This window comes from Shinella pollutisoli, from assembly GCF_024609765.1.
Taxonomy (GTDB): Bacteria; Pseudomonadota; Alphaproteobacteria; order Rhizobiales; family Rhizobiaceae; genus Shinella; species Shinella pollutisoli.
The window spans coordinates 60087-75453 of sequence record NZ_JANFDG010000009.1; the positions used below are offsets into that span (position 1 = coordinate 60087).

The window sequence follows — 15367 nt, forward strand, 5'->3', positions numbered from 1 at the left end:
ATCGTCTCCGTGAATGCCCTGCGGGCCCCTCACCTGCCTGCCGGCATCCTCTCCCCGCAAGCGGGGCGAGGAACCGATGCCTTGCCGCTTTCCCCCTTCTCCCCGCTTGCGGGGAGAGGTCCCGGCAGGGGGATGAGGGGCACTCAACACGCCCCTCACAAACTCCGCTGCCCCCGCCCCACCGCCCGCGTCAGCATCGCCGCGATCTGCCCTTCCGACTTGCGGAAGCTCGCCGCGTCCTGCGCCGTCACGTTGAAGACGATGCGCGGGCCCCCGCCGCCCTCGGCGGCCACGCCCAGCGCCCCGTCCGGCCCGCGTTTCAGCGGCAGGATCGCCTCCGCCCCCGCCTCGCCCATCAGCCCGAGCCCGCCGCCCGTGCCGAAATAGGTCGGCGCGGCCACGACGCCGCCCTTGGCGAAGGGCGTCACCCCGCCGATCAGCCCGGACACGCCGGCCGAAAGCACGCCCTCCAGCGGCCTCAGCCCGGCGGAGAGCGCGATGTCGCTCATCCTCAGCGCCAGCCCGCGCAGCACGCTCTCCAGCCCCTTGCCGTCGGCCGCCGCCCCCTTCAGCGCCCCGGTCAGCGCCGAACCGAAGGCGCGCGAGCGCGCCTCCAGGTCCTCGAACACCGCCGTCAGGTGCTCGGCGTCGCGCATGGTGCCGGCAAGCGGCGTCTCGTCCGTCTCGGCCATCTCTCAGTCCTCCGTGTCGGGAAAGGCGCGCATCAGCGCCGCCAGCGCGCCGCGCCCCGGCGCCTCCGGCTGCGGCCGTCTCAGCCCCAGCGCATGCGCAAGCTCCACCGGCGTCATTTCCCAGAAATCCCTGGGCGCAAGCCGCATCCGGCAGAGCCCGGCGTGAAGCACCGCCTCCCAGGGGAAGGCGGGTCTCCCGCCGCTCGGGCCGGATGCGGCTGCGGAGGGTTTTCGCCGCCCTCCCCGCCGCCGAAGGTCGCCTCCAGAAGGGCCGCGACGATGCGCGCCAGCTCCGCGAGCCCGCCCGCCGCCGCCATGCCGGCCACCTCCTCGTCGGAGAAGAGGTTGCCGCCGCCGCGAAGCCCCGCGCCGAGGATGCGGATCAGGTCGTCCGCCTTCAGCCGCCCGGAGGAGAAGCGCTCCGCAAGCCCGGTGAGGCTGTCGACGGAAAAGGCCGTCTCCAGCTCGGCGAGCGCGCCGAGCGTCAGGCACAGCACCCGCCGCTCGCCGTCGAGGAAGGCCTCGATCTCGCCGCGCCGGCGGTTCGCCCGCGCGCCCATCACAGCGCCCCGAAGGCGAGCGCGCCCGCCGATTCCAGCGCGATCTCGAACAGCACCTCGCCGTCATGCGCGCCGGAATAATCCAGCGCCGCGATCTGGAACGGCCCGGTGACCGTGCCGAAATCGGGGATGACGATCTGCCAGCTCGCCACGGTGCCGGCGAAGAAGCGCGTGCGCACCAGCGCGTCGGAGGCCTGATCCTTGAAGATGCCGCTGCCGCTGACGGCCGCGCGCTGCACGCCCGCCCCGCCGAGCAGCTCGCGCCAGCGCCCCGCCGATTCCCCGTCCGTCACGTCGACGAGCTGGGCGTTGAACGACAGCCGCTTCGCCCTCAGCCCCGCGACGGTCGCGTAGCTTCCGCCGTTCTCGATCTTGAGGAGCAGGTCCCGCCCCTTCTGCGCCACCATGGCAAAATCCTTTCCGTTGGTTAGACCGAAGGTTCCGTCACCGCGCGGAAACGCATCTCCGCGCGGTGGAAGCGCGTGCCGCCGTTGCGGGCGAGCCGCGTGTCGCGGTGGAAGAGAAGGACGAGGTGATGCCCGTCGAGCGTAAGCGCCGCGTCGTGCAGCGCGCTCCGCACCGCCGCGGCGATTGCCTGCGCCTCCCGGTGCCCCGCCGCCTCGGACCACACCTCCAATGTCACGGCATGCTCCTCGCCGGCCTCGCTCGCGGTGGAGCGGTCGGTGCTGTCGATGGCGGCGATGACGACGCGCGGCCCCGCCGCGCGCGGAAGCAGCCGGTCGGCGACGCCGCCCGCGCCGACGAGCGCGGCCAGCGCCGCGTCGCCCGAGAGCCGCGAGAAGATCGCCCTCTGCAGGGCCTGCGCCGCGCTCATGGCCTTTCCTCCCTGCGGCTCATGGCCGGGTCCTCCCTGCGGCTCATGGCCGGTCCTCCTCGCAGTCGCAGAGCGTGTAGCGCCCCGTCTCGTCCGGATCGCGCGCGACGCGGATCGCGAAAAGCCGCATCCCTTTGCGGAAGCGCATGCCGCCGATAATGTCGTCCCGCCGGCGCAGCCGGATGCGGTGCGTCACGGTCGCCCGCTCCGCCCCCGCCGTCTCGCGCAGCAAGGCCGAGACCGGCTCGATGCGCGCCCAGAGCGTCGCCAGCGTCTCGAAGCCGCGAAGGACGCCGCCCTGCCCGTCCGGCGTCTCGACCGGCCGTTCGAGGATGAGCCGCGCCGTGAAGGCGCCCGGATCGATCGCCATCACAGCCTCCGCAGCCGCCAGGGCGCGACGAGCCGGTCGTAGCCCGGCGGCACCGCGCCCGGCTGGTCGTCCGGCGCGAGCACGCCGCGCAGCTCGAACATCGCCGCCACGTGCAGCAGCATCGCCCGTTTCAGCGTGTCGGGCACGTCCGTCCCGCTCTCGCCGAAGCCGGCGGAGAAATCGATCTCGATGCCGTTGATCGCCCGGCCCGCGGCCGGCCGTTCCGGCAGCATCAGCCGCGCCGGCCGCGCATGGCCGTCGAGCAGATAGCCCGCGACGTCGACATCGACGGCCAGGCCCGCCGCGTCGTAGACCGTCACGTTTTCAATGGCTTGCACCGGCCCTCTGGCAATCGGAATCACCCGCGACGCGGGCCAGTCGTCGAGATAGAGCCGGAAGCTGCGGGTGATCAGGCTGAGCCCCGTCTCCCGTTCCAGGTGCTCGCGCGCGGCGCGGATCAGCGCGGCGACGAGCGCGTCCTCGTCGACGGCGTCGAGCCTCAGATGCGCCTTCGCCTCGGCGAGCGTGATCGGCTCCGCCGGAGGCGGCGTCAGTTCGGCAATGGTCATGGTACCTCGTCCGTGGAAGAAGATGGCGGGCGCGGCCGGGAGCAAGCCGCGCCCGCCCGTCCCGGCGTCAGGGGAGGATCGCCGGGGCAAAGGAATCGGGATGCGTCGCAGTCTTTCCCCCTCAAGGGGAGATCGGCAGGAAGCGGGGCCCCCACGTCGACGGCAGCGCCGGCGACGGGCGAAACGGCGCTCCATCCGGTCTCCCCCTTGCGGGGGAGATGGCCGGCAGGCCGGAGGGGGTACCGCGCAAGCGATGGCCCCGCGCCCGCCCGCCTCAGCTCTCCGCGAACTTGACGAGCTTGATCGCCTCGAAGTTCTGCACCCCGCCGCCGACGCGCTTGGTCGTGTAGAACAGCACGTAGGGCTTGGCCGAATAGGGGTCGCGCAGCACGCGCACGCCGGTGCGGTCGACCACCAGATAGCCGGCGCGGAAGTCGCCGAAGGCGATGGCGAAGCTGTCGGCGCCGGTGTCCGGCATGTCCTCGGCCTCGGCGATGGCGAAGCCCATCAGCGAGGCGGGGTTGCCGGCGTTGGCCGGCGGGCGCCAGAGATAGTTGCCCTCGGCGTCCTTGAACTTGCGGATCGAGCCCTGCGTCTTGCGGTTCATGACGAAGGTGCCGTTCTGCCGGTGCCCCGCCTTCAGCGCATAGACGACGTCGATCAGCGTGTCGGCCGGCCCACTCGGCTTGAAGCCGCCAGCCGCGCCCGTGGCGATATAGCCGATGCTGCCCCAGCTCCAGCCGGAATCCGCGACCTTGGTGTAGTCGAGGAAGCCCTTCGGCTTGTTGGTGCCGTCGCCGGAGACGAAGGCGGTGCCCTCCTGCTCGGCGAAGACGGCGTCGACCTCCGACGAGATCCAGCTTTCCACGTCGACGGCCGCGTCCTCCAGGAGTGCGGCGGTCGCCGCCGGCATGGCGTAGAGCTCCATCGTCGGGAAGGAGAGCTCGGAGAGCTGCGCCGTGCCGGTCTGCGGCCGCGCGGCCGTCTCCGCCACCCAGCCCGCCGCCATGCCGGCGGCGGCGAAGGGCTTCTTCAGCACCGCGCCGGAGACCTGGCGCACGGTCGCGAGCGCCCGGATCGGCGAGACGGCGGAGAGCCTGCGGCCGATCTCCGTGTCGGTCTCCGGCGGCACGAGATAGCCGCCGTCGGCCGGCGTGCCGATCGACATCGCCTTCTCCTCCAGCGCGCGCAGCCCGCTCTCGTCGCCGCGGCGCAGATAGGCGGAGAAGGCCGCCTTGTGCTCGGCCGCCTCGGGGTTGTCGGCCCCGCCCGCCAGCGCCGGCCGCGCCGCCTTCAGCGCCATGTGGTCGACGATGCGCTTCTGCTCGTCGAGCGCGCGGTTGATGCGCTCCACCTTCTCCCGGGTGACGACGTCGGCCGTCATCTTCTTCTCGATCTCGCCGAGCCTGCGGTCGTTCGTCTCCTTGAAGGCCTCGAAGGCCTCCATGAAGTCGTCGAAGGCGGCGGTGATGGTCTCCGGCGCGGCCTTGATCTCGGGCGCGGTCAGTTGCGTGTCGGTCATGTTCGTCCTCTCGTTGGCTGGGATTTCGGTGTCTGGCGTTTCATGAGGCGGGCCGCCCGGCGCATGGCGCGGACGAGCTCCGTCTCCCCGTCGCGGAACCACCGCGCGTTCTTCACGTTCGAGACGCGCGCCGACGGCAGCATCGGGAAGGTGACGATGGAGATCTCCCAGAGATCCGCCTCCAGGATGCGGCGCACGCCGGTCGCCCGGTCGGTCTTCGCGCGCACCGTCTGGAAGCCGATCGAGAGCCCGTCGAGCGCGCCGGACTTCATCAGGCTCAGCACCTCGCGGGCGCGGGCCACGCCGGGCGCCAGCACGCCCTCGACATAGAGCCCGCGCGCGTCCTCGCGGATCGTGCGCCAGCGCCCGAGCGGCTCGGCCGCGTCGTGCTGGAACAGCATGCGCACGCCGGAGGCCCCGCGCCGCGCGAGCGAACGGGAAAAGGCCCCCGGCGCGATCTCGTCGCGCCCGAGGTCCACCTCGCCGAAGACGCTGGCATAGCCGGAAGACGTCCCGTCGCCGGAAACGCCCTGCAGCGTCAGATCGGCATATTTCTTCGTCCGCCAGACCGGCAGGCCGTCGGTGATCATGTCTCGCTCCGTGATTGAGCGAATAGCGAATAGCGAATAGCGAATAGGGGTCTCCCCCACGTCCGCCCCCCCCAATTCCCTATTCGCTACTCGCTATTCGCTATTCGCTATTCGCCACTCATTACTCGCTACTGCCTCATCCTCTCCGCAATCCGCGCCAGCACCCCCAGCCCCCACCAGGCCGAGAGGCTCGCGGCGGCGGCCCCCGTCAGCATCATCTCGGAGGCGCCCAGATGGCCGGCGATGCCGAGGCGCACGGCGATCCACAGGCCGGTCGGCCCGCCGAAGACAAGGCCGCAGGCGAGGCCCGTCAGGAAGCGGCAGGCCGCCTCGCGGCGGCTCTTCGGCAGGAGATAGATGAGCGAGACCGCCGCCCCCGCGAGCGCGCCCGCAAGGCGCGCCGTCCACAGCCCGCCGTCGTTTCCGAAGTCAGCCATTCGTTAAGCCTTTCAGCGTATACTGAAGTTCAGGATCGGCCCCCTTCCCGTGCGGAAGGCGGACGGATTGCCGAGTCTTTCGAATCCCTTGCGCGGGTTCGCTCGAAGATCGATTCAACGACCTCGCAAAATGATTCAGCCGTGCGGCAAGGCGATTCAGGCGCTTTCCGCAAGCCGTTGATTATCCTCGCATACCCCCCTCTGCCCTGTCGGGCATGGGGAGATCGGCAAGACGCCGGCGCCCCGCGTCAGCTGCAGCATCGGAGAGGAGCGAGACGGTGCTCCACCCGATCTCCCCCTTGTGGGGGAGATGCCCGGCAGGGCAGAGGGGGTAAGCCGAACACGCCGCCCCCTCAATACCCCACCGCCCGCCGCTTCTCCTCGTCGCTGAGGAAATCCGCCGCCCCGACCCGCGCCCAGACCTCGGAGCGCTCCGCCGCAAGCCCGCTCACCTCGTCGAGGTCGGGGGCAAGGCGCACCGCCTCGCCGGCGCCGTCGGACAGCCAGGCGGAGAAGGCGGCCGCCGTGCGGAAGACGAGCGGCAGCACGGTGAGCCGCCAGAAGGCGCGGTTCGCCTCCTGGTAGTTGGCGTAGGTCGCGTCGCCCGGGATGCCGATCAGCATCGGCGGCACGCCGAAGGCGAGCGCGATGTCGCGCGCCGCCCCGTTCTTCGCCTCGACGAAATCCATCTCGCGCGGCGAGAGCCCCATCGCCTTCCAGTCGAGCCCGCCCTCCAGCAGCATCGGCCGCCCGGCGCGCGCCGCGCCGGCATAGCCCTCCTCCAGCTCGGCCTTCAGCCGGTCGTACTGGTCGGGGGAAAGATTGCCGCCCTCCTTCGGCTGGTAGACCAGCGCGCCGGAGGGCCGGGCGGAATTGTCGAGCAGCGCCTTGTTCCAGACGGCGGCGGCGTTGGAGAGGTCGAGCGCCATGCCCGCCGCCTCCAGCGGCGCGAAGCCGAGCCGGTCGTCGAGCGGGTGGAAGAGCCGGAGGTGCAGCACCCCCTGCCCCTCCGCCGGCAGGCGCCGCACATGCGCGCCCGCCCGGTATTCGTAGGCCTCCGGCCAGCCGTCCCGCCCCTCGACGATGCGCACCCGGTCGGGCCGGAGCGGATGGAGCTCGCGCAGCGCCCCGCCGATCCGCACGCCCTCGACGAAGGCGTTGCCGGAGAGCAGCAGGTGCCCGTAGAGCGTCTCCAGGAAGTCCGTGCCGGACATGCGCCCGTTCGGCCGCGCGACGAGCGAAAGCAGCGGGTCGTCCGGCCGCTCCTCTTCGCCGGCATAGGCGAGCCAGGGCACCGAGGCGGCGGCTTCGGCGATCAGCCGCACCGCCCGGTGGGCGACGGGATTGCGCATGAAGCCCTCGCGGGCGAGCGCGGCATAGCTGCGGGAGGACCAGTGCGCCCGGCTCTCGGCGGCGAGCGCCACGAAGCCCGTCGCCTTGGTTTCGGGCACGGCGGCGGCCCCGGCACGCCGCCAGGGCAATCGGAAGGAAAACGGCATGGAAGCATCCTGTGTTGGCCGGAACGGCGGACGCCCGGCCGGGGCCGGGCTGCCGTTCCATCGTTCGTTGCGGCCGGGTTCGCGCGGCGCCGGGCGATCCGTCCGGCCGCGCGAGGTTCATTCGGTCGTGTAGCTGATCGCGCCGTAATAGGCCTTGGCGTAGCTGGCGACGAGCTCGGCCCGTTCGAGGCCGTTGATGATGCGCCGCGCCGGCTTCCACTCCTCCTTCGACGGCGAGAAGTAGTCGGCGAGCTTGCGGCCGGTGAAGCTGCCCTTGATCATGCCCGTGAACATCACGGTGACGGCGACGTCGAGCTCCATCGCCCGCTCGGGGTGGCCGAGGAGGTCGATCCCCGTCTCCCGCGCCATCGTCTCGTAGTTCGTCTTGTGGGTGAGCTGCACCAGCCCGCGCCCGAGCCAGCTCCGCCCCTCCTCGTCCTTGCGCCAGTAGGGCGTGCGCACCCAGGCGAGCCGGCCGGCGGCGAAGGCCCGCTCCAGGATGGCGATCGCCCGGTCGTCGGTCGGCGCGAAGGTCTCGCGCACCGCCTGCATCGTCCGGCCGGTCTCGTGGTGGGCGGTGCCCAGCATGTAGGCGAGCCAGCGGTCGTCCGCCCCCGGTATCGTGCCTTCCCAGCGGTCGAGGATCGCCGTCAGGCCGTCGACCTGCCCGCGCCGAAGACCGCCGTCGAACAGGCGATTGCGAACCTGGTCGAAGAAGAATTTCCTGTTGATCGCCATTTCCCCATCCTCCCGTTGGTGCCGCGGTCGTGCGGACGCAGCCGGGCGCGCGCGGCGGCGCGTCCGTCGGCAGTCGCTGAACTGTCTGCAAGGTCCGCCTTACTCAACCACAGAGCGGACGAGAATGCACGTAAAAAATGTATTTTCTCCTGAAGCACGCAGGGCGTGCTCTCACATGCCCCTCACCCGCGGCTCGCCCTGCCGGTCGAGGACGAGCGCCGTCAGCGCCCAGACGAGCGCGTCGAGCCGGTCCGGCGAGCGGCCGGCGGAAAGGCCGTCGGGGCCGAAGTCGCACATCTGGTCCTCCAGCTCCGGGAAGGCGGCGGCATGCGCCACCCGCCCCTGCTCGTAGAGGGCCGCCACCGGCTCGGCCCGCAGGAACTTCCCGCGCGTCGCCCGGACCGTCGTCACCGGCAGGTCGGCGTCGATGCTGCGGAGCATGGCCGTCACCATGTCGCCGCCCTGGTTCACCTCGGCGACGACCCGGTCGGCGTCGAAGCGGCGGAAGGCGCGCACCACGGCGCCCGCCCAGCCGGCGGGCGAGGCGCCCGTCACCGAGCAGTCGGCGAGCACCACCGCCCTGCCCGTCGCGTCGAGCCCCGCCGCGACGATGCCGCAGACGGAGGCCGCCGACGCCGTCGCCGGCGGATCGACCGCCACGACGATGCGCGAGAGCGGCCCCGGCTGGCGCAGCCGCACCGCCTCCAGCCGTGCCCGGTTCCACAGCGCGTCCTCGCGGTCGGCGATCAGCTCGCCGTCGAGCTCCTGCCGCCCGAGCCGCGTGCCGCCGTAGCGCGCCGCCATGGCGGCAAGGAAGCCCGGCGAGAGATGGCCCGCATTGTCCTCGGTGCGGATGCGCCGCACCGCCGTCGCCGGATCGGCGGCAAGCGTCCTCAGCAGCGGCACCGGCCGCGGCGTCGTCGTCACCAGCACGCGCGGATCGTCGCCGAGGCGCAGGCCGAACTGCAGCATGTCCCAGGTCTCCTGCGCGTGCTTCCATTTACCCAGCTCGTCGCACCAGGCGAGGTGGAACTGCGGCCCGCGCAGGCTCTCCGGGTCCTCGGAGGAGAAGATCTGCCCGATCGCGCCGTTCGGCCAGACGAGCCGCCGGCGCGAGGCCTCGAAGTCCGGCCGGCCGCGCCCGGCGATCCGGCAGATGCCGGAGACGCCGTCGATCATCACCTCGCGCGCGTCGCCGAGCGTCTCGGCCACCAGCGCGATGCGGATCCTCGGCCGCGCCATGGCGAGCGCATGCACCCATTCGGCGCCGGCCCGCGTCTTGCCCGAGCCGCGCCCGCCCATCAGCAGCCAGACCCGCCAGTCGCCCGGCGGCGGCCGCTGCGCGTCGCGCGCCGTGAACCGCCAGTCCCGCGCCGCCCGCCAGGAGGGAAAGGCGGGCAGGCCGCTCCCCTTCTCCCGGGGACCCGAAGCGCCGGACAAGGGGCTGGAGGGCGGCGGCGATACCGCCGTTCCGTCCGCCGCACCCCCTTCGTCCCGCCGCGGCCGTCTCTCCGCCGCGCCGGCCGCGTTGGGGGCACCCGCATCATCCGATCCGCCGAGCCCCGCCCCGACCGCGTCCGCCTCGGCCCTGAAGGCCGCGAGCCCGCGCCGTTCCCCGATCTTCCGCATCCCGCCGGCCGCCTCCGTCATGATCGCATCGGCCTTGAGGGCGAGATTCTTCACCATGCGCCGCAGCGCACGGCCCGTCTTGCCCCCCTCTGGCCTGCCGGCCATCTCCCCCTCGAGGGGGGAGATCAGGTGGAGCGCCGTCTCGCCCATCGCAAACGCTGTGGTTTGAGCAAGGTTCTCACGTCCTGCCGATCTCCCCCTTTGAGGGGGAGATGGCCGGCAGGCCAGAGGGGGGTGGACGACACAGCGGTCCCCCTGCCCATTCTTCCGCGACCGCCCCGCCTTCCCGTTCCTGCCCCTCGGCGATCCGCGCATTCATCCGCTCCGCAACCTTTTCCTCGACCAGCCGCTCGAATTCCGCCGCCAGCGCGTCGAGATCGTCCGGCCCGCCCGCCGCCTCCTCGGCGGCGATGCGTTCGGCGACGAGCGCGCGCTGCAGGCTGTCGATCTTCTCCAGCGTGCGCACGATCAGCGAGACCGCCTCGATCGCCGCCTTGGCGTCGGCCTGGGCGAGCTTGCGCGCCGCCTCGTCGCCGGCGTCCTCCGCGGCCCGCTCGGCCGAGACCTTCTGGCTCTGGAAGCGCTGGAAGCGCTCGCGCAGCTCCTTGGTCATCTCGACCAGCATGCCCTGCATGTCGCCGAGCGGATCGGCCGCGGCCTCCGCCTTGGTGTCGAGCACCGGCGCGGCGCGGTCCGCGAACACGTCCCGCCGCGCCGCAAGCCCGTCATAGCCCGCCGGCTCCGCCGCCACCCCGAAAAGCCTCAGATCGATTTCCATCGCCGCACCCGAAACGGAAAAGGCGCCCGTCCAGCCGAACGGGCGCCTGCCAAAATGTCCTGTCGGCCGGCCGGCCGCGGGCGGATATGCCCGGCCTCTCAGCCTCCGGAAGGCTCGGGGCGATCTCGCCACCCGCACCTTTCCGACCATGCCGTAACCCTAGCAAAGGACCGTCACGCCGTCAAGGACTATTTTCCTAGACCATGCGTTTTCTTCCGGCCGCCGCCGTTCCGTACTAGGTTTTCGCCATGACCTCGGAGGACCTCGCCGATATGGCGCTCGGCCTGCCCGGCGCCTGCGAGAACGCCCATTTCGGGAAGCGCGACTTCCGGGTGGGCGAGCGGATCTTCATGTCGCTGCCGCAGGCCGGCCGCGCGGTGGTGAAGCTGACGCCCGGCCAGCAGGCGATGGCGCTGGCGACGGAGCCCGGGCTCTGTGCGGCGGTGCCCGGCGGCTGGGGTGCCAGAGGCTGGACCTCGCTCTATTTCGACGGCGCGCAGGCGGACACGGTGCGCGGCCTCGTCGAGACCGCCTGGCGCAACGTCGCGCCCAAGGCCTACACCTCTTCCTTGTCGCCCACTTCCAGCGGCCAGGTCACGAGGTAGTCCTCGTAGTCCTCGATGTCGATGCCCTCCTCGCTGACGGTGCGCCCGCGCGCGGAGATGCCGGCCTGGTGCACGGTCTCGGGGTCGCCGGAGACGAGCGGATGCCACCAGTAGAGGTCGTGGCCGTCGCGGATCAGGCGATAGCCGCAGGTCGGCGGCAGCCAGGAAATCGTCTGCACGCTCTCCACCGTCAGGCGGATGCAGTCGGGCACGGTCGCCTGCCGGTTCTCGTAGTCCTTGCAGCGACAGCTTTCCCCGTCGAGCAGAATGCAGCGGACCGAGGTCCAGACGATCTCGCCCGTGTCCCAGTCCTCCAGCTTGTTGAGACAGCAGAGCCCGCAGCCGTCGCAGAGGCTCTCCCACTCCGCGTCGGACATCTCGGCGAGCGTCTTCGTCTTCCAGAACGGCAGGTCCTCGGTTTTCCGCATCGTCATGCCCGACCCCTGGACCCGTCCGCCGCAAAGGTCAAGCCCGTTCTCTATCGCCGCGAAGCCTGCTATCCTTGAAGAATACCCGGCCGTCACCGGACGTTAACCGGAAAAGGGCAGGCTCACGCCGCGCTCATCAACAGCAGGCAGACGACGTGGAAGACGAGAGCCCGAAGCCGGTCAAACCCCGCCGCCGCAAGCGGCACATCCTGCTGCGCATCGACAGCTGGATCGATTCGACCATCTGGAACGCCGGTTTCCGCGCGGCCGAGATCTGGGAGGAGATCACCATCTTCTCCCGCCGCTTCCACGCCAAGGGGTGGAAGAAGGCGGTCTTCGAGGTCGCCGGCGAGGGCATGAACCTCGGCGCGGCCGGCTTCGTGCTGCTGCTCGCGCTGGCGCTTCCCGCCTTCGAGGAGACCAAGGGCAACTGGCGCGCCCACGGCGACTTCGCCGTCACCTTCCTCGACCGCTACGGCAACGAGATCGGCCACCGCGGCATCATCCACGAGGATTCCGTGCCGATCGACGAACTGCCGGACCACCTGATCAAGGCGGTGCTGGCGACCGAGGACCGGCGCTTCTTCAGCCATTTCGGCATCGACTTCCTCGGCCTCGCCCGCGCCATGAACGAGAACGCGCGCGCCGGCGGCGTCGTGCAGGGCGGCTCCACCCTCACCCAGCAGCTCGCCAAGAACCTGTTCCTCTCCAACGAGCGCACCATCGAGCGCAAGATCAAGGAGGCGTTCCTGGCGCTGTGGCTGGAGGCGAACCTCTCCAAGAAGGAGATCCTGCGCCTCTATCTCGACCGCGCCTACATGGGCGGCGGCACCTTCGGCGTGGCGGCGGCCGCGCAGTTCTATTTCGGCAAGGCCGTCACCGACGTCAACCTCGCCGAATCCGCCATGCTCGCCGGCCTCTTCAAGGCGCCGGCCCGCTACGCGCCGCACGTCAACCTGCCGGCCGCCCGCGCGCGGGCCAACGAGGTGCTGACCAACCTCGTCCAGGGCGGGCTGATGACCGAGGGCCAGGTGATCGCCGCGCGGCGCAATCCGGCGAGCGTCATCGACCGCAACGAGAAGACTGCGCCCGACTTCTTCCTCGACTGGGCCTTCGAGGAGGTCCAGCGCATCGCCAGGCCCTTCGCCCAGCATTCGCTGGTGGTCCGCACCACCATCGACATGGGCCTGCAGGCGGCGGCCGAGGAGGCCGTCGAAAGCGGCCTTCGCCAGTACGGCGACAGCTACCGCGTCAAGCAGGGCGCGCTGGTGATGGTGGAGAACGGCGGGGCGGTGCGCGCCATGGTCGGCGGCCGCGACTACGGCGAGAGCCAGTTCAACCGCGCCACGCGGGCGCTGCGCCAGCCGGGCTCCTCCTTCAAAGTCTATACCTATTCGGCCGCGATGGAATCCGGCATGACGCCGGAGACGACGATCGTCGACGCGCCGATCAGCTGGGGCGGCTGGTCGCCGCAGAACTACGGCCGCAGCTATGCCGGCCGCATGACGCTGATGACGGCGCTCGCCAAATCGATCAACACCGTCCCCGTGCGCCTCGCCAAGGAGAAGCTCGGCACGCCGCGGATCGCCGAGATGGCGAAGGCGATGGGCGTCGAGACGCCGATCCGCACCGACAAGACCATGCCGCTCGGCACCTCCGAGGTGACCGTGCTCGACCAGGCGACCGCCTACGCGATCTTCCCCGCCGGCGGCCTCCAGTCGCGCCGCCACGGCATCAGCCAGATCATGAACTACGACGGCGACATCCTCTACGACTTCAACCGCGACGAGCCGCCGGCGAAACGCGTGCTGTCGGAGGCGGCGCTCTCCTCGATGAACCGCATCCTCGTCACCATCCCGGTGAGCGGCACGGCGCGGCGCGGCGCGCTCGACGGCGGCATCGTCTCGGGCGGCAAGACCGGCACGACCCAGGCCTATCGCGACGCCTGGTACGTCGGCTTCACCGGCAACTACACGACCGCCGTCTGGTTCGGCAACGACGACTACACCTCGACCAACAACATGACCGGCGGCTCGCTGCCGGCGATGACCTTCAAGCGGCTGATGGACTATGCCCACCAGGGCATCGAGCTCCGCGCCATCCCCGGCATCGACGATCCGCTGCCGGACGGTGCGAAGGCGACCGCCGTCGCGCACAAGGACGAGGACGGCGCGCTGCCGCGCCTCGTGCGACCGCGCTCGCTGTCGGCGGAGGTGACGAAGCTGCTGCGCGACATCGCCCGCCGCTTCAACGAGGCCAAGCCGCTCAAGGGCGACGGCCGGGTCGCCGCGCTTGACGCGGCGGACGCGAAGCGGACAGAGTGACGCCAACCTGATTCCAACGGTGGACCGCATTGTTCCGCATCCCCCTCGTCATCGCCTTGGCCCTTGCCATCGCCTTCGGTCTCGGCGTGGTCGGCTCGGTCTGGGCGCTCAGGGCGACGGTCGGCTTCGGCGCCATCGCGCTCGGCCCCTGGACGGCCTTCCCGGCCGCGCAGACGATCGACGCCGACCCCTATGCCAAGGCGCACCGCGCCCGCGACGGCCGGCTGCTTTTCGGCGGCGCCGAGGGCCTCGCCTTCACCGCCGCCACCGACAGCGACGGCCGCAACCTCGTGCGCCAGTGCCGCTACCGCATCGAGGGCATCACGCCGCCCGCGCGGCTGTGGACGCTGCACGCCGCCGACCGGGAGGGCAACGCGCTCGCGGCGGGCCGGCCGGACCTGCCCGAGGGCCTCAACGCCTGGTCGGTGCTGCGCAGGCCGGACGGCAGCTTCGTCATCGACATCGCCTCCGGCGCGGCACCTGGCAACTGGCTCGCCATCCCCGAGGGGCGCGGCGCCTTCCTCCTGGTCATGACGCTGCTCGACACGCCGACGGCCGGCAGCTCCGGCGTCATCGACCTCGCCATGCCCGGCATCGTCCGGCTGGGCTGCGCCGATGCGTAGCCTCCTCTACGCCGTCGCCGTCGGCCTCATCGGCGCGGCCCTGCTGCACATCGTCATCATCCTGTCGCTGCCGAGCTTCACCGGCCGCGACGCCTATACGCGGGTGCAGACCTTCGGCGAGACGAACCGCTTCTTCCCGCTCGCCAATTCGAGCGTCGACATCGCCCCCGTCAACGACGACCCGGCGATCCGCACGGCCGTCTGCGCCTTCTCTTTGGAAAACGGGCCGATCCGCCTCTTCGCCGAGGGCGACGTGCCCTTCTGGTCGCTCGCCGTCTACGACAGCGCCTCGAACGAGGTGTTCAGCATGAACGACCGCACCTCGGTGACGGGCGCGCTCGACACGCTGGTCGCGACCCCGATCCAGCTGATCGGCATCCGCAAGGCGGTGCCGCCGGAGCTGGAGCGGGCGATCCTCGTAGAGATGCGCGGGCTGGAGGGCTATGCGGTCCTGCGCACCTTCGTGCCGGCCGCAAGCTACCTGGAATCGGCCACCGCCTTCCTCGCCGACGCGAGCTGCGAGATCTTCGCGCCCGGCTGACCGCCGCCGTCAGGGCAGGACCGACACCGGGGAGCAATCGGAACTGTCGGCCGCCGCGGCTCGCGGCGGCATTCGACGCGCCGGCCCCGCGGGGAGCCAGCCCGGTGCGCTCCGCGCGTCGGCCGTCAGGAGCTGCGCGCCGAATCCGGCCCGCCGCGCTGTGCCGCGGCCGCCTTGGCGCGCGCGGCCAGCATCGCCGGCGTCAGACGCTCGTAGCGAACGCCGGTGAAGAGAAGAACCTGGGCCGGAGCCTCGCGGCGCACGGTCTCGCGTTGCGGGCCTCGCGCGCGCCACTCCTCCAATCGTACTACGTCTGCCATTCTCGCCTCCAAAAGAAGAATCGAGACGGATGAAGTACTCCTACAATCTCACCCTGCCCGCTTTGCGCAGGCCGGTGCATCCGGTCCGTCACCCGGCCGCGACGTGAGTTCGGTGTCACCCTGTCGCCGCGGTCGGATGGAAAACGGCGATCGGCCTCGCCCGGTTCCCGAAGGGAACGCGATGGGCGCCGTCCGGTATCCGGAACATCGCACCTTTCCCGCGGCGGAGCGGGACTTTCCCCTCCGCCGGCCCGGCCGAATCATAGCACGCCCGAAGAAGCGGACGAACCGACCGGCCTCGCGAATT

At 71.2% G+C, this 15367-nt stretch carries 19 protein-coding genes and 1 pseudogene; 4 read left to right on the top strand and 16 right to left on the bottom strand.

Features of this window, described 5'->3' with window-relative positions:
• Positions 1–155: 155 nt before the first annotated feature.
• The 14 genes and pseudogenes from NNZ72_RS09405 to NNZ72_RS09470 all read right to left on the bottom strand — a co-directional run bounded on the left by NNZ72_RS09405 (position 156) and on the right by NNZ72_RS09470 (position 10219).
• Positions 156–692 (bottom strand): phage tail tape measure protein, encoded by a 537-nt coding sequence (locus tag NNZ72_RS09405; RefSeq protein WP_371747743.1) that lies wholly within the window; start codon positions 690–692, stop codon positions 156–158.
• A 3-nt stretch (positions 693–695) separates the two neighbouring features.
• The gene (locus tag NNZ72_RS09410) at positions 696–839 is read right to left on the bottom strand and encodes a phage tail assembly chaperone (RefSeq protein ID WP_306766239.1); all 144 of its coding nucleotides are present in this window, start codon (positions 837–839) and stop codon (positions 696–698) included.
• A 68-nt stretch (positions 840–907) separates the two neighbouring features.
• Positions 908–1252: pseudogene (locus tag NNZ72_RS09415) on the bottom strand (gene transfer agent family protein); the annotation flags it as partial.
• The gene (locus tag NNZ72_RS09420) at positions 1252–1659 is read right to left on the bottom strand and encodes a phage major tail protein, TP901-1 family (protein WP_257315034.1); all 408 of its coding nucleotides are present in this window, start codon (positions 1657–1659) and stop codon (positions 1252–1254) included. The gene NNZ72_RS09420 and the pseudogene NNZ72_RS09415, both read right to left, overlap by 1 nt.
• Positions 1660–1679: 20 nt before the next feature.
• A complete protein-coding gene (locus NNZ72_RS09425; protein WP_257315035.1) occupies positions 1680–2087 on the bottom strand; it encodes a DUF3168 domain-containing protein in 408 nt (135 codons plus the stop codon).
• Positions 2088–2130: 43 nt separating this feature from the next.
• Positions 2131–2457 carry a phage head closure protein gene (locus NNZ72_RS09430; protein WP_257315036.1) on the bottom strand — a complete coding sequence of 109 codons (327 nt, stop codon included), beginning with the start codon at positions 2455–2457 and terminating at the stop codon, positions 2131–2133.
• Positions 2457–3026, bottom strand: a complete 570-nt coding sequence (locus NNZ72_RS09435) for a head-tail connector protein (RefSeq protein ID WP_257315037.1) — start codon at positions 3024–3026, stop codon at positions 2457–2459. The genes NNZ72_RS09430 and NNZ72_RS09435 overlap by 1 nt, the downstream gene beginning before the upstream one ends.
• Positions 3027–3300: 274 nt before the next feature.
• Complete coding sequence (locus tag NNZ72_RS09440) at positions 3301–4548, bottom strand: phage major capsid protein (RefSeq protein ID WP_257315038.1); 1248 nt, start codon at positions 4546–4548, stop codon at positions 3301–3303.
• Entirely contained in the window at positions 4545–5138 is a 594-nt protein-coding gene (locus tag NNZ72_RS09445; RefSeq protein ID WP_257315039.1) for an HK97 family phage prohead protease, read from the bottom strand. The genes NNZ72_RS09440 and NNZ72_RS09445 overlap by 4 nt, the downstream gene beginning before the upstream one ends.
• Before the next feature lie 128 nt (positions 5139–5266).
• Positions 5267–5575 carry a DUF6107 family protein gene (locus NNZ72_RS09450; RefSeq protein WP_257315040.1) on the bottom strand — a complete coding sequence of 103 codons (309 nt, stop codon included), beginning with the start codon at positions 5573–5575 and terminating at the stop codon, positions 5267–5269.
• A gap of 353 nt (positions 5576–5928) precedes the next feature.
• Complete coding sequence (locus NNZ72_RS09455; protein WP_257315041.1) at positions 5929–7074, bottom strand: phage portal protein; 1146 nt, start codon at positions 7072–7074, stop codon at positions 5929–5931.
• Between the two features lie 117 nt (positions 7075–7191).
• A complete protein-coding gene (locus NNZ72_RS09460; protein WP_257315042.1) occupies positions 7192–7812 on the bottom strand; it encodes a lysozyme family protein in 621 nt (206 codons plus the stop codon).
• 171 nt (positions 7813–7983) lie between these two features.
• Positions 7984–9546 (bottom strand): DNA-packaging protein, encoded by a 1563-nt coding sequence (locus NNZ72_RS09465; RefSeq protein ID WP_257315043.1) that lies wholly within the window; start codon positions 9544–9546, stop codon positions 7984–7986.
• Between the two features lie 73 nt (positions 9547–9619).
• Complete coding sequence (locus NNZ72_RS09470; RefSeq protein WP_257315044.1) at positions 9620–10219, bottom strand: hypothetical protein; 600 nt, start codon at positions 10217–10219, stop codon at positions 9620–9622.
• A gap of 248 nt (positions 10220–10467) precedes the next feature.
• Between NNZ72_RS09470 and NNZ72_RS09475 the strand changes: the two genes are divergently transcribed.
• A complete protein-coding gene (locus tag NNZ72_RS09475) occupies positions 10468–10824 on the top strand; it encodes an MmcQ/YjbR family DNA-binding protein (protein ID WP_257315045.1) in 357 nt (118 codons plus the stop codon).
• Here the strand turns inward: NNZ72_RS09475 and NNZ72_RS09480 are convergent.
• Entirely contained in the window at positions 10776–11252 is a 477-nt protein-coding gene (locus NNZ72_RS09480) for a YcgN family cysteine cluster protein (RefSeq protein ID WP_257315130.1), read from the bottom strand. The genes NNZ72_RS09475 and NNZ72_RS09480 overlap by 49 nt on opposite strands.
• A gap of 155 nt (positions 11253–11407) precedes the next feature.
• Here NNZ72_RS09480 and NNZ72_RS09485 point away from each other — a divergent pair, with 155 nt between their 5' ends.
• From NNZ72_RS09485 to NNZ72_RS09495, 3 genes are read left to right on the top strand one after another with little or no spacing between them, the layout of a single operon-like run.
• The gene (locus NNZ72_RS09485; RefSeq protein WP_257315046.1) at positions 11408–13576 is read left to right on the top strand and encodes a transglycosylase domain-containing protein; all 2169 of its coding nucleotides are present in this window, start codon (positions 11408–11410) and stop codon (positions 13574–13576) included.
• Between the two features lie 29 nt (positions 13577–13605).
• A complete protein-coding gene (locus NNZ72_RS09490) occupies positions 13606–14199 on the top strand; it encodes a DUF1214 domain-containing protein (RefSeq protein ID WP_257315047.1) in 594 nt (197 codons plus the stop codon).
• A complete protein-coding gene (locus NNZ72_RS09495; RefSeq protein ID WP_257315048.1) occupies positions 14192–14740 on the top strand; it encodes a DUF1254 domain-containing protein in 549 nt (182 codons plus the stop codon). Before NNZ72_RS09490 ends, NNZ72_RS09495 begins: the two co-directional genes overlap by 8 nt.
• A gap of 125 nt (positions 14741–14865) precedes the next feature.
• Here the strand turns inward: NNZ72_RS09495 and NNZ72_RS09500 are convergent, their stop codons facing one another.
• Positions 14866–15060: a hypothetical protein gene (locus tag NNZ72_RS09500; RefSeq protein WP_257315049.1), complete on the bottom strand. Its 195-nt coding sequence runs from the start codon at positions 15058–15060 to the stop codon at positions 14866–14868.
• Positions 15061–15367 lie beyond the last annotated feature (307 nt).

What these genes read in the sequence shown, in the direction of transcription:
- NNZ72_RS09405 (WP_371747743.1), bottom strand. Translation starts at nt 692, where the DNA reads ATGGCCGAGACGGACGAGACGCCGCTTGCCGGCACCATGCGCGACGCC.
- NNZ72_RS09410 (WP_306766239.1), bottom strand. Translation starts at nt 839, where the DNA reads ATGCGGCTTGCGCCCAGGGATTTCTGGGAAATGACGCCGGTGGAGCTT.
- NNZ72_RS09420 (WP_257315034.1), bottom strand. Translation starts at nt 1,659, where the DNA reads ATGGTGGCGCAGAAGGGGCGGGACCTGCTCCTCAAGATCGAGAACGGC.
- NNZ72_RS09425 (WP_257315035.1), bottom strand. Translation starts at nt 2,087, where the DNA reads ATGAGCGCGGCGCAGGCCCTGCAGAGGGCGATCTTCTCGCGGCTCTCG.
- NNZ72_RS09430 (WP_257315036.1), bottom strand. Translation starts at nt 2,457, where the DNA reads ATGGCGATCGATCCGGGCGCCTTCACGGCGCGGCTCATCCTCGAACGG.
- NNZ72_RS09435 (WP_257315037.1), bottom strand. Translation starts at nt 3,026, where the DNA reads ATGACCATTGCCGAACTGACGCCGCCTCCGGCGGAGCCGATCACGCTC.
- NNZ72_RS09440 (WP_257315038.1), bottom strand. Translation starts at nt 4,548, where the DNA reads ATGACCGACACGCAACTGACCGCGCCCGAGATCAAGGCCGCGCCGGAG.
- NNZ72_RS09445 (WP_257315039.1), bottom strand. Translation starts at nt 5,138, where the DNA reads ATGATCACCGACGGCCTGCCGGTCTGGCGGACGAAGAAATATGCCGAT.
- NNZ72_RS09450 (WP_257315040.1), bottom strand. Translation starts at nt 5,575, where the DNA reads ATGGCTGACTTCGGAAACGACGGCGGGCTGTGGACGGCGCGCCTTGCG.
- NNZ72_RS09455 (WP_257315041.1), bottom strand. Translation starts at nt 7,074, where the DNA reads ATGCCGTTTTCCTTCCGATTGCCCTGGCGGCGTGCCGGGGCCGCCGCC.
- NNZ72_RS09460 (WP_257315042.1), bottom strand. Translation starts at nt 7,812, where the DNA reads ATGGCGATCAACAGGAAATTCTTCTTCGACCAGGTTCGCAATCGCCTG.
- NNZ72_RS09465 (WP_257315043.1), bottom strand. Translation starts at nt 9,546, where the DNA reads ATGGCCGGCAGGCCAGAGGGGGGCAAGACGGGCCGTGCGCTGCGGCGC.
- NNZ72_RS09470 (WP_257315044.1), bottom strand. Translation starts at nt 10,219, where the DNA reads ATGGAAATCGATCTGAGGCTTTTCGGGGTGGCGGCGGAGCCGGCGGGC.
- NNZ72_RS09475 (WP_257315045.1), top strand. Translation starts at nt 10,468, where the DNA reads ATGACCTCGGAGGACCTCGCCGATATGGCGCTCGGCCTGCCCGGCGCC.
- NNZ72_RS09480 (WP_257315130.1), bottom strand. Translation starts at nt 11,252, where the DNA reads ATGCGGAAAACCGAGGACCTGCCGTTCTGGAAGACGAAGACGCTCGCC.
- NNZ72_RS09495 (WP_257315048.1), top strand. Translation starts at nt 14,192, where the DNA reads ATGCGTAGCCTCCTCTACGCCGTCGCCGTCGGCCTCATCGGCGCGGCC.
- NNZ72_RS09500 (WP_257315049.1), bottom strand. Translation starts at nt 15,060, where the DNA reads ATGGCAGACGTAGTACGATTGGAGGAGTGGCGCGCGCGAGGCCCGCAA.